At 65.3% G+C, this 12,788-nt stretch carries 7 protein-coding genes and 1 tRNA gene; 6 read left to right on the top strand and 2 right to left on the bottom strand.

Annotation, left to right across the window (positions count from 1 at the left end; all coding sequences use genetic code 11):
- Window positions 1-33: 33 nt before the first annotated feature.
- Window positions 34-4,569 (top strand): glutamate synthase large subunit, encoded by a 4,536-nt coding sequence (gene gltB, locus BMX92_RS13325; RefSeq protein ID WP_093017218.1) that lies wholly within the window; start codon window positions 34-36, stop codon window positions 4,567-4,569.
- Between the two features lie 9 nt (window positions 4,570-4,578).
- Here gltB and BMX92_RS13320 read toward each other — a convergent pair whose 3' ends face one another.
- On the bottom strand, window positions 4,579-5,073 hold the full coding sequence (locus tag BMX92_RS13320; protein WP_143066789.1) for a hypothetical protein: 495 nt from the start codon (window positions 5,071-5,073) through the stop codon (window positions 4,579-4,581).
- A 163-nt stretch (window positions 5,074-5,236) separates the two neighbouring features.
- Between BMX92_RS13320 and BMX92_RS13315 the strand changes: the two genes are divergently transcribed.
- The 5 genes from BMX92_RS13315 (at window position 5,237) to BMX92_RS13295 (ending at window position 12,311) form a co-directional block, all read left to right on the top strand.
- Window positions 5,237-5,323, top strand: a tRNA-Leu gene (locus BMX92_RS13315).
- A 91-nt stretch (window positions 5,324-5,414) separates the two neighbouring features.
- Window positions 5,415-8,777 carry a transglutaminase family protein gene (locus BMX92_RS13310; RefSeq protein WP_093017214.1) on the top strand — a complete coding sequence of 1,121 codons (3,363 nt, stop codon included), beginning with the start codon at window positions 5,415-5,417 and terminating at the stop codon, window positions 8,775-8,777.
- A complete protein-coding gene (locus tag BMX92_RS13305) occupies window positions 8,777-11,245 on the top strand; it encodes a circularly permuted type 2 ATP-grasp protein (protein WP_093017212.1) in 2,469 nt (822 codons plus the stop codon). The genes BMX92_RS13310 and BMX92_RS13305 overlap by 1 nt, the downstream gene beginning before the upstream one ends.
- Entirely contained in the window at window positions 11,242-12,132 is an 891-nt protein-coding gene (locus BMX92_RS13300) for a transglutaminase family protein (protein ID WP_093017210.1), read from the top strand. The genes BMX92_RS13305 and BMX92_RS13300 overlap by 4 nt, the downstream gene beginning before the upstream one ends.
- A complete protein-coding gene (locus tag BMX92_RS13295; protein WP_093017208.1) occupies window positions 12,129-12,311 on the top strand; it encodes a hypothetical protein in 183 nt (60 codons plus the stop codon). Before BMX92_RS13300 ends, BMX92_RS13295 begins: the two co-directional genes overlap by 4 nt.
- A 154-nt stretch (window positions 12,312-12,465) precedes the next feature.
- Here BMX92_RS13295 and BMX92_RS13290 read toward each other — a convergent pair whose 3' ends face one another.
- Window positions 12,466-12,786, bottom strand: a complete 321-nt coding sequence (locus BMX92_RS13290; protein WP_093017206.1) for a hypothetical protein — start codon at window positions 12,784-12,786, stop codon at window positions 12,466-12,468.
- Window positions 12,787-12,788 lie beyond the last annotated feature (2 nt).

The following is a 12,788-nucleotide window of genomic DNA, read 5'->3' as shown; positions in this document are numbered from 1 at the left end:
AAAACGGATGGCCACAAGCAAGGGTAAGTCATCATGACCGACACCAATTTCATGGCCAGCCCCGAAGAGCGCGCACGCATCGCTGCCGAGGGCATGTATCATCCCGATCTGGAGGGCGACGCCTGTGGCGTGGGCCTCGTCGCCGCAACGGATGGCCGCGCCAGCCGCCGCGTGGTTGCGAGCGCGATCGATGCGCTGAAGGCCGTGTGGCACCGTGGCGCGGTGGACGCGGACGGCAAGACCGGTGACGGCGCGGGCATCCATGTCGACCTGCCGGTGCGTTTCTTCGACGATGCGATCGCCGATTCGGGCCACAAGCCGCTGCCCAACCGTCTCGCCGTCGGCATGATCTTCCTGCCGCGCACGGACCTTTCCGCGCAGGAAGCCTGCCGCACCATCGTCGAGAGCGAGATCATCGACGCGGGCTACACCATCTATGGCTGGCGTCAGGTGCCGGTCGACGTGTCGGTCATCGGCCAGAAGGCGCAGGCTACCCGCCCCGAAATCGAACAGATCATGATCGCCGGCCCGATGCCGGAGGAGCGCGATCAGGCCGAGTTCGAAAAGGACCTCTACCTGATCCGCCGCCGGATCGAGAAGAAGGTGATCGCGAACCAGATCAACGACTTCTACGTCTGCTCGCTGTCCTGCCGCTCCATCATCTACAAGGGGCTGTTCCTCGCCGAATCGCTGTCGGTCTTTTACCCAGACCTTCAGGACGAGCGGTTCGAGAGCCGCGTGGCGATCTTCCATCAGCGCTATTCGACCAACACCTTCCCGCAATGGTGGCTGGCCCAGCCGTTCCGCACCCTCGCCCATAATGGCGAAATCAACACGATCCGCGGCAACAAGAACTGGATGAAGAGCCACGAGATCAAGATGGCCTCGCTGGCCTTTGGCGAGCAGTCGGAGGATATCAAACCGGTGATCCCGGCCGGTGCATCCGACACCGCCGCGCTGGACGCCGTGTTCGAGGCGATCTGCCGTTCGGGCCGCGATGCGCCGACGGCCAAGCTGATGCTGGTGCCCGAAGCCTGGCAATCGGCCAGCGCCGACCTGCCCCAGTCGCATGCCGACATGTACGACTATCTCGCCTCCGTGATGGAGCCGTGGGATGGCCCGGCCGCGCTCGCCATGACGGACGGCCGCTGGGTGGTGGCCGGTGTGGACCGCAATGCGCTGCGCCCGCTGCGCTACACGCTGACCGGCGACAATCTGCTGATCGTGGGCTCCGAAACCGGCATGGTCGTGGTTCCCGAAACCACCATCGTCAAGAAGGGCCGCATGGGCCCCGGCCAGATGATCGCGATCGATCTTCAGGAAGGCGAACTCTATGACGACCGGCAGATCAAGGACCAGATCGCCGGGGAACGCCCCTATGGCGAACTGATCAAGGACTTCCTGACCGTCGGCGATCTGGCCGACGCGCCGACGGCCCTGCCCGGCTGGGACAAGGCCGAACTGACCCGTCGTCAGGTCGCTGCCAATCTGACGCTGGAGGATATGGAGCTGATCCTCAGCCCCATGGTGGAGGATGCCAAGGAAGCGATCGGCTCCATGGGGGACGATACGCCGCTGGCCGTCATTTCCGACAAGCCGCGCACGATCAGCCATTTCTTCCGTCAGAATTTCAGCCAGGTCACGAACCCGCCGATCGATCCGTTGCGCGAACGGCATGTGATGAGCCTGAAGACGCGCTTCTCCAACCTCCACAATATCCTGGAGGAAGATGCGCAGAACAGCCATGTGCTGGTGCTGGAATCGCCGGTGGTGACGAGCCATGAATGGGCGCGGCTGAAGGCCTATTTCGGTCCCGCCGTGGCGGAAATCGACTGCACTTTCCCCGCGACCGGCGGGCAGGAGCAACTGCGTGCGGCCATCGCCCGCATCCGGGAGGAAGCCGAACAGGCGGTGCGCGAGGGCCGTACCGAAATCTTCCTGACGGACGAGGGCGTCGATGCGAACCGCGCCGCCATTGCCGGCGTGCTGGCGGCGGCAGCTGTCCACACCCATCTGGTGCGCAAGGGGCTGCGCAGCTATGCGTCGATCAACGTGCGCTCCGCCGAAGCGCTCGACACCCATTATTTCGCGGTGCTGATCGGCGTGGGCGCGACCACGGTGAACGCCTATCTGGCCGAAGCCAGCATCGCGGATCGTCACAGCCGCGGCCTGTTCGGCGACCTGTCGCTGGACGCCTGCATCGAACGCTATCGCGTCGCCATCAACGAAGGCCTGCTGAAGATCATGTCCAAGATGGGCATCGCGGTCGTCAGCAGCTATCGCGGCGGCTATAATTTCGAAGCGGTTGGCCTGTCGCGCGCGCTGGTCAACGATCTGTTCCCCGGCATGCCGGCGAAGATTTCGGGCGAAGGCTATGCCTCGCTCCACTACAGCGCGATGCTGCGTCACGAAAAGGCGTTCGACGCGGCGGCCGTGCGCCTGCCGATCGGCGGCTTCTATCGCCAGCGTCAGGGCGGGGAAGCGCATGCCTATTCGGCGCAGCTGATGCACCTGCTCCAGACGTCGGTCGCAACCGACAGCTATTCGACCTATCTGCAATTTTCGCGCGGCGTGCGCGATTTGCCGGCTGTCTATCTGCGCGACCTGATGGAGTTCAACTTCGCCCGCGAAGCGGTGCCGATCGACGAGGTGGAAGCCACCACGGAAATCCGCAAGCGCTTCGTGACGCCGGGCATGTCGCTCGGCGCGCTCAGCCCCGAAGCGCATGAAACGCTGGCAATCGCCATGAACCGCATCGGCGCCAAGGCCGTGTCGGGCGAAGGCGGCGAGGATGCGAACCGCTTCAAGCCTTATGAGAATGGCGACAATGCCAATTCGGTGATCAAGCAGATCGCGTCGGGCCGCTTTGGCGTTCATGCCGAATATCTGGGGTCCGCCGAGGAAATCGAGATCAAGGTCGCACAGGGCGCCAAGCCCGGCGAGGGCGGCCAGCTGCCCGGTTTCAAGGTGACCGAATTCATCGCCCGCCTGCGCCATTCGACGCCGGGTGTGATGCTGATCAGCCCGCCGCCGCACCATGACATCTATTCGATCGAGGATCTGGCGCAGCTCATCTACGACTGCAAGATGATCAACCCGCGCGCCAAGGTGTGCGTGAAGCTGGTCAGCCAGGCCGGTATCGGCACCGTGGCCGCTGGCGTGGCGAAAGCCCACGCAGACGTCATTCTGGTCGCCGGCCATGTCGGCGGCACCGGCGCCAGCCCGCAGACCAGCATCAAATATGCCGGTACGCCCTGGGAAATGGGCTTGTCCGAAACCAATCAGGTGCTGACCCTGAACGGCCTGCGTCACCGCGTGAAGCTGCGCACCGACGGCGGCCTGAAGACCGGTCGCGATATCGTGATCGCGGCGATCCTGGGCGCCGAGGAATATGGCATCGGCACGTTGTCGCTGGTCGCCATGGGCTGCATCATGGTGCGCCAGTGCCACAGCAACACCTGCCCGGTCGGCGTGTGCGTGCAGGATGAAAAGCTGCGGGCGAAGTTCACCGGCACGCCGGAGAAGGTCATCAACCTGATGACCTTCATCGCCGAGGAAGTGCGCGAAATCCTGGCGCGTCTGGGCTTCCGCAGCCTGGATGAGGTGATCGGCCGCACCGAATTGCTCAAGCAGGTCAATCGCGGCGCCGAGCATCTGGACGATCTCGACCTCAACCCGATCCTCGCCAAGGTGGATGCGCCCGACGATCAGCGCCGTTTCAGCCTGGACGGCCGCAATCCGGTGCCCGACAGTCTGGACGCGCAGATGATGAAGGATGCGCGCGCCGTGTTCGAGCGCGGCGAGAAGATGCAGCTTACCTATACGGTGCGCAACACGCATCGCGCCGTGGGCACCCGCCTGTCTTCCGCCGTGACCGAGAAGTTCGGCATGTCGACGCTGGCGGACGGACACCTGACCGTGCGCCTGCGCGGCAGCGCCGGTCAGTCGCTGGGCGCCTTCCTGTGCAAGGGCATCACGCTGGAAGTGTTCGGCGACGCGAACGACTATGTGGGCAAGGGCCTTTCGGGCGGCATCATCAAGGTGCGCACGACCGTTTCATCGCCCCTTTCGAGCAAGGACAATACGATCATCGGCAACACCGTCCTCTACGGCGCGACCAGCGGCAAGCTGTTCGCGGCGGGTCAGGCCGGGGAGCGCTTCGCGGTCCGCAATTCGGGCGCGCAGGTGGTGGTCGAGGGCTGCGGCGCCAATGGCTGCGAATATATGACCGGCGGCACGGCGGTCATCCTGGGCAAGACCGGCGCCAATTTCGGTGCGGGCATGACCGGCGGCATGGCCTTCATCCTGGATGAGGATGGCAGCTTCCCGACGCAGGCCAATCCGGAAAGCATCATCTGGCAGCGGCTGGAAAGCGCCCATTGGGAGGCGCAGGCCAAGGCGCTGATCGCCGAACATGCGGTTGCCACCGACAGCAAATGGTCGAACACCATCCTGGACGACTGGGATCGCTGGCGCCGGTACATCTGGCAGGTATGCCCGAAGGAAATGGTCAGCCGCCTCGCCCATCCGCTGAGCGATGCGCCGGCCGAAACGGTCGCGGCCGAGTAAGACCCTCTCCTATCTGGGTTGCCCCGGTATCGTCGCCACGACAGGCGGCGGTGCCGGGGCATCCTCCACCGCGACCTGCATGATTCCCGCGGCTTGCGGCGCTTCCCCTGCCGCGAATCGCGTGATCTGCGGGGGCAATGGATGGACCGGCTGCGCTGGACCATCGGGCAGCAGATTTTCCGGTGCTTCCACCGCCTGATAATCCTGTTCCACCAGGTCGCTGGCGTCGGGCGGCATCGCATCCAGATTCAGCCCTGCCATATCCGCTTTCCAGCGTCGTTCCGCCAAGGTCGGTCCGCAGCCGGTGCAGTGGATCGCGATCGGGCGATCTTGCGATACAATCGTCGTATCGGCCAGCGGCTGGCTGTCATAAGCGGAATCCGTGACGGGCTGGTCTGCGGGGGACCGACCCTGCGGGCTGGTGACATAGCCACCCAGACCCAGGCCCATCAGCGACGCCGCCACAACGGTCCCGCCCGCCGACATCCAGAAATGCATCGCCATCTTCGCCTGCTCCCGTGCCGGCAGCTTCCTCTCACGACTGCGGCATCCTCATTCCCGATCAATCACAACGCGGATGCAGATCATATGTTGCATGACCCAAAAGCCTTTGCTAAGGGCCGCCTCCTACCAAGGCACCGGCCCCGCCGGTTTCCTGTTTGATTGTGCGGTCATGGCGGAATTGGTAGACGCGCAACGTTGAGGTCGTTGTGGCCGAAAGGCCGTGGAAGTTCGAGTCTTCTTGACCGCACCATCACCCTGCACCGGGGCTTTACCCGGCAGAATCTTTACCCGCGAAACGATTGGCTGTTGCATTGCAACAGGGGCTGGCGTTTGATCCGGCCATGCTCAAGGCCGCACTCCACCACCTGACATCCTACCGCTACAACCGCCCAATCCGATTGGGCCCTCAGGTGATCCGATTGCGGCCCGCGCCGCATAGTCGAACCAAAGTGCCCAATTATGCGCTGAAGATCGAACCGGCGAACCATTTCCTCAACTGGCAGCAGGATCCGCACGGCAACTGGCTGGCGCGGATCGTCTTTCCCGACCCGATCGATCATTTCAGGATCGAGGTCGACCTGCTCGCCGATCTGGACATCATCAATCCGTTCGACTTTTTCGTGGAGCCTTATGCGGAGGAATATCCCTTCGCCTATGACGATCAGTTGAAGACCGATCTGGCCGCCTATTTCGATCTGGAGGATCAGGGGCCGCTGTTCGACGCGCTGGTCGCCGAATATGACGGACATACGTCCCGCACGGTCGATTTTCTGGTCGAGGTGAATAGCCGCCTGCAACAGCGGGTCGGCTATGTCATCCGCATGGAAGCGGGCGTGCAGACGCCGGAAGAGACGCTGGACGTCGGCACCGGCTCCTGCCGCGATTCGGCCTGGTTGCTGGTGCAGTTGCTGCGGCGGCTGGGCTTTGCCGCGCGCTTCGTATCGGGCTATTCGATCCAGTTGGTTGCAGACGTCGAGCCGCTGGACGGCCCCAAGGGCGTCCGCCAAGACGTGGTCGACCTGCATGCCTGGGCCGAAGCCTATGTGCCGGGCGCCGGCTGGGTGGCGCTGGACGCGACCAGCGGCATGTTCGCGGGCGAAGGCCATATCCCGCTTTGCGCCACGCCGCATTATCGTTCCGCCGCGCCGATCAGCGGCATGGCCGAACCGGCCGAAGTCGATTTCGAATTCGCGATGAACGTGTCGCGCATTGCCGAGGCGGTGCGCATCACCAAGCCCTTCACCGACGCCCGATGGGACGCGGTGATGGCGCTGGGCGTGAAGGTGGATGCCGACCTGCAAGCGCAGGATGTGCGCCTGACCACCGGCGGCGAGCCGACCTTTGTCGCGGAAAATGGCGGCGATGCGGGCGAATGGAATGGCGATGCGGTCGGCCCGACCAAGGCGGCCTATGCCGACAAGCTGATCCGCAAGCTGCGCGCCGAATTCGCGCCCGGCGGCCTGCTGCATCATGGCCAGGGCAAATGGTATCCGGGCGAAAGCCTGCCGCGCTGGGCCTATGCCGTCTATTGGCGCAAGGATGGCGTGCCGGTGTGGCGCGATGCCGACCTGATCGCTACCGATGATGCGCCGGAAGGCGCGAAGACGGTGACGGCGGCAGATGCGCAAGCTTTTCTCTCTGCCCTTGCCGGCAATATGGGCTTTTCGGCCGAATATACCCATCCGGTTTATGAAGATCCGGCGGTCTGGGCGGTCAAGGAAGCCGACCTGCCGGTCAACACCACGCCAGACGCGCCGGAGATCAGCGACCCCGAAGCCCGCGCCCGGATGGTGAAGGCGTTCAGCCGCGGCCTCGACCAGCCGGTCGGCTATGTGCTGCCGGTGCAGCGCTGGCAGAGCGCGGTGGCCACGCCGCGCTGGCAGAGCGAAATCTGGCAGTTGCGGCGCGGCAAGCTGTTCGCCGTGCCGGGCGATTCGGCGCTTGGCTATCGCCTGCCGCTGGGGTCGCTGCCCTATGTGCCGCCGTCCGACTATCCCTATATCCACCCTCGCGACACCAGCGAGCCGCGCGGCCCGCTGGCCGACTATCGCGTGCAGGTGAGCGAGGCGGCAACCCGCGAGGAAGCGCTAGCTCAGCCGGTCCAGCGCGTGGCCGAAGCGGAAAGCGGCATGGCGGCCCAGACCCGCGTCGAACAAGTCATCATCGAAGGCGCCGTCCGCACCGCCATCACGGTCGAACCCAACGGCCATTGCCTGTCCGTCTTCCTGCCGCCGGTGCAGACGCTGGAAGATTATCTGGAGCTGATCGCGCAGGTCGAGCGGGTCGCGGAAGCCACCCGCATCCCCGTGCGGATCGAGGGCTATACGCCGCCGCCGGACCCGCGCCTCGATGTGCTGAAGGCCACGCCCGATCCCGGCGTGATCGAGGTCAATGTCCATCCCGCCGGTAGCTGGGACGAGACGGTAGCCATCACCGAACGGCTCTATGCGCTGGCCCGCGAATGCGACCTGACCGCCGACAAGTTCATGGTGGATGGCCGTTCGGTCGGCACCGGCGGCGGCAATCATATCGTGCTGGGCGGGGCGAGCCTGAACGACTCTCCCTTTATCCGCCGGCCGGACCTGCTCAAGAGCTTCGTCCTCTACTGGCAGCGCCATCCTTCGCTCTCCTATCTCTTTTCTGGGCTGTGCATCGGCCCGACGAGTCAGGCGCCGCGCATCGACGAAGCACGGCATGACGGCCTGTATGAGCTGGAGATCGCGCTGGCGCAGGTGCCCGATCCGGTGAAGGAGGGCGTGGACAGTCTGCCGCCGCCATGGCTGGTCGATCGGCTGTTCCGCAACCTGCTGGTCGACGTGACCGGCAATACCCACCGCACCGAAATCTGCATCGACAAGATGTTTTCGCCCGACGGCCCCACGGGCCGCCTTGGCCTTCTGGAGTTTCGCGGCTTCGAAATGCCGCCCGAAGCAAAGATGAGCCTGGCCCAGCAATTGCTGATCCGGGCGCTCGCCGCCTGGTTCTGGCGTCAGCCGCAACAGGGCGGGCTGGTGCGTTGGGGCACGACGCTGCATGACCGCTTCATGCTGCCCCATTTCGTCTGGGCCGATTTCCTGGAGGTGCTGGGCGACCTGCGCGGTGCGGGTTACGACTTCGATCCCAACTGGTTCGAGGCGCAGCGCCAGTTCCGCTTCCCCATTCATGGAGAGGTCGAAGCCGGCGGCGTTACGCTGGAGATCACCCATGCGCTGGAGCCGTGGAATGTGCTGGGCGAAACCGGCGCGATCGGTGGGACGGTGCGCTATGTCGACTCCTCGACCGAGCGGTTGCAGGTGCGCGCCACCGGTCTGGTCGCCGGGCGGCACATCATTGCCTGCAACGGGCGTCAGGTGCCGATGACCGCAACCGCCGTGCCGGGCGAAGGGGTCGGCGGTGTCCGCTACAAGGCCTGGACGCCCGCCAATTGCCTGCACCCCAATCTGCCGTCCAATGCGCCGCTGACCTTCGACGTGCTGGATAGCTGGAGCGGCCGATCGCTGGGCGGTTGCGTCTATCATGTCGCGCATCCGGGCGGGCGCAATTACGACACGTTGCCGATCAATGGCTATGAAGCCGAAGCGCGGCGCAAGGCGCGCTTTCAGGATTATGGCCACACACCCGGCCCGGTCGACATGCCGGCCGCCGAACTGCCCGGCGAATTTCCCATGACGCTCGACCTGCGCTTCAAACATCCGGGCATGTGATGGCTGCCGATGCAATTGCGCCGCCCTGTTCTGACGACTGGGCGGACGATTATCTGAAGGCTGCGCCGAAGGGCGACCTGTTCGCCGATGCATCGCCCGACATGGCGGCGCACTGGCGCACGATGCTGGGCAGGCTGTCGGCGCAGGCGCAGGCTGATCCGGCGCGGCTGGCGGACCATGTCGGGCGGCAGGCGAGCGATCTGGGCATGGCGTTCCGCCTGACCGGCGACGAACAGGAACGCCCCTGGCCGCTGGGGCCGGTGCCGCTGCTGATCGGTGCAGAGGAATGGACCCATATCGAGCAGGGCCTGACCCAGCGGGCCGAACTGCTCGAACGGGTGATTGCCGACATTTATTCCACCCAGTCGCTGGTGCGCGACGGCAAGCTGCCGGCCAGCATCGTTACCGGCAGCCCGCATTATTGGCGGGTGATGACCGGTACGCCGCCGCCGCGCGGCCATCATCTCCATTTCTACGCCGCCGATATCGGGCGCGGCCCGGCGGGCGAATGGCGGGTGCTGGCGGACCGGGTGCGAACGCCCGTTGGCGTGGGCTATGCGCTGGAAAACCGGCTGGCCCTCTCGCGCGCGACCGGCGACCTGCTGGGCGCGATGCATGCGCGCAGACTTGCGCCTTTCTTCGCCGATCTGCGCCGGGGGCTGGCGGCCGACTGCGCCCGCGCCGATCCGCGCATCGGCCTGCTGACGCCCGGCCGTTTCAATCAAAGCTATGCCGAGCAGGCGCATCTGGCCCGTTACCTCGGCCTGTTGCTGGTCGAGGGCGACGATCTGATCGTGTCGGACGGGCGATTGTTCATTCGCACGATTCAGGGGCTGAAGCGCATCGACGGCCTGTGGCGCTGGATGGACAGCCGGTTCCTCGATCCGCTGGCATTTGACAGCAAATCGCGGATCGGTGTGCCGGACCTGTATGACGCCTGCGCACGCGGCGGGCTGATGGTCGGCAACTGGCCGGGCGCCGGCGTGATCGAATCACGTGCCTTCGCCGCCTTCCTGCCGCAACTGGCCAAGGCGGTGCTGGGGCAGGACCTGATCCTGCCCAACATCGCCACCTGGTGGTGCGGCCAGACGCGCGAGCGCGAGCATGTCCGCGCCCGGCTCGACAATCTGGTGGTCGGTTCCGCCTTCGATCAGGATGTCGCTGGCCTGCCCGACGCGCATTTCACGCCGGGCGCCTCGCTCGACGCGGCACAGCGTGATACGCTGCTGGCGGCGATGGCGCGGCGGCCGATGGACTATGTCGGGCAGGAGGTGGTGAAGTTATCCACAACCCCGGCGGTGATCGATGGCCGGATCGCCCCCCTGCCCTTTACCCTGCGCGTCTTCGTGGCCCGTGACGGGGCGGGCCAGTGGCGGGTGATGCCCGGCGCCTTTGGCCGACTGGCCGGCCATGGCGATATTCGCGCGGCGCTGATGGGGCAGGCGGACATGTCGGCCGACATGTGCGTCATCGACGCCAAGCCGGTGCCGCCCGACACGCTGCTGGGATCGGGCACACCCGCGATCCGGCGGGTTGGCGGCATGCTGCCGGCCAAGGCGGCGGACAATCTTTTCTGGTTGGGGCGCTATATCGAGCGCACCGAAATGACGCTGCGGCTGATCCGCGCGATCGCGGGCGGATCGATCGAGGCCGATCTGGGCCCGTCGCTCGATTCACCAGCCATGGCGCGGCTGGTCGGGCTGCTGGTGCAATGGGGCGCTGTGTCGGGCAGTGGCGCGGCAATCGGCCCCCTTTGCGCCACCGCGCTGGGCGATGCGCGCCAACCCGGCAGCGTGCGGGCGCTGATGGCCGTGGTCGCCAATATCGGCGAAGGGTTGCGGGACCGGCTGGCGAGCGATTTCTGGCGGCTGGTGCGCCTGCCCCTGCCCAGTTTCGACGGCGCAGTGACGGAGACTTTGCTCGACGCATCATCCCGGATGATCGAGCGGATTTCCGCGCTGTCGGGTCTGGCGGCAGAGAATATGGGGCGCACCGATGGCTGGCGTTTCCACGATATGGGCCGCCGCATGGAGCGCGCGGCCAATGGGTGCCGGCTGATCAGCCTGTTCGGCGGCGACGATGCGTCGGCCGACGACCTGACCGTGCTGCTGGACCTGATGGACAGCCAGATCAGTTATCGCACCCGGTACCTGACCGGCCCGGCACTGCCGCCAGTGCGCGATCTGCTGGCGCTGGAACCCTATAATCCGCGCGCCATCGCCTATCAGGCGCTGCGTCTGGCGGAGCATGTCGCCGCCCTGCCGACCCTGCGCGCCGATGGCATGCCGGAAGAGCCCCGGCGGCTGGCCGACGCGCTGGTCGCGCGGCTGGCCCCGCTGACCGGAGACATGCTGACCTTGGCGGATATTGCCGACGCCGAAAGCCGATTGCTGGGCCTGTCCGACGCGATCGGCCAACGTTACTTCCTGCAACTCCACAAGACGGAAAATGCGGACCTTCTGTCATGATCTACCATGTCCGCCATCGCACCATCCTGCGCTACGCCGCGCCCGTGCAGGTCGCCCGGTTCAACCTGCGGCTGAAGCCCGCCCCTTGGCCGGGGCAATGGACGTCCGATCATGCGCTGTCGGTCAATCCAGCCCCGTCGGTGATCGAATCGCGCCCGGCGGCCTGGCCGGTGCAGGTATCCCGGCTGGTGATCGAAGGATCGATCCGCGAACTGGTGATCGAAAGCAGCTTTCGTGCAGGGGTTCAGGGCGGGGCGATCACCGCCCAGCCTGACGATCCCGACATCGGCACCGTGGCGCAGGCGGCGCTGGTCGATCGCGGCATGGGGCCTTCCGCACCGGCCAACTATCTTTATGCCTCGCCCCGCGCGCCGCTGCTGGCGGATATCGGGACATGGGCGGGCGAGACATTGTCGCCCGACCAGCCGATCGTCGCCGCGGCGCTGGCGCTGGCGCTGCGCATCCAGTCGGAATTCGCTTATCAGCCCGGCGTGACCGATGCCGGCACGCCGGTCGCCGACGCCTTTGCGGCGCGCCATGGCGTGTGCCAGGATTTTGCCCATGTGATGGTGGTCGCGCTGCGGCTGGCCGGACTGCCCGCCGCCTATGTCAGCGGCTATCTGCGCACCGATCCGCCGCCGGGCATGCCGCGTCTGGTGGGGGCGGACGCGATGCATGCCTGGGTCATGTTGTGGTGCGGGCCGACGCGCGGGTGGATCGGCTTTGATCCCACCAATGGCTGTATTACCGGCGACGGGCATCTGTTCGTCGCCATGGGCCGCGACTATGCCGAGGTCGCGCCGATGGACGGGCTGTTCATCGGCGGCACGGGCCAGAGCCTGTCCGTCATGGTCGACGTCGCCCCCGAAGAAGAGGAAGTTGCATGATTGCCGCCATCATCCTGGTCCTGGCCGGGCTTTATTGTCTGGCGCGCGGCGTCATGGACCTGCGCGCGAAGCGCTGGATCTGGGGGGCACTGGGCATCGTGGCGGGAATCGGGATCATGGCTGCGCCGATCCCGACGGAGGTGCAGGTCACTTTGCCGTCGAGCAGCGCTACCCGGTAGAGCATCGAGCCTTAAATAAGACCCGTTCGGCCCTTCGACTTCGCTCAGGAGAGCCTGTCCAAGCCCTGCCCTGTTCTTCAAGAAGTACGGCCCTTCGACAGGCTCAGGGCGAACGGACACAAAGGTGACCCCGATTTTGCGCACGATGCTCGAATCAATCGCCGTTCGTCCTGCCGGCATCGTCGAATATCTCTCGATGCCAGAACATGTCGGGATCACGAAACCATGAGCTATTTTCGGGCGTCTCGAATTTAGCAAGCTGCGACATGCCGATGCCATATCTGCGGCAAAATCCGATGATCTCCCAAATGTCGGCATCGGTCGGCTGGCGATTCAAATTGATGAATAAATCTCCGACCTCCCCACGGTAAGTCTCAACGAAGACCATCCTGTCGAGCCACTTGAAAAAAGCCCGCTCGTCAGCTTCGTGATAAAAGAGGACGTCGGTCGCCACAATCTGAAGCGGTTTCGACATAC

Origin of the sequence: Sphingobium sp. YR768 (assembly GCF_900111125.1) — a bacterium.
Taxonomy (GTDB): domain Bacteria; phylum Pseudomonadota; class Alphaproteobacteria; order Sphingomonadales; family Sphingomonadaceae; genus Sphingobium.
Note: the sequence above shows the minus strand (reverse complement) of the source record. Positions and strands in the feature narration are given on the sequence as shown.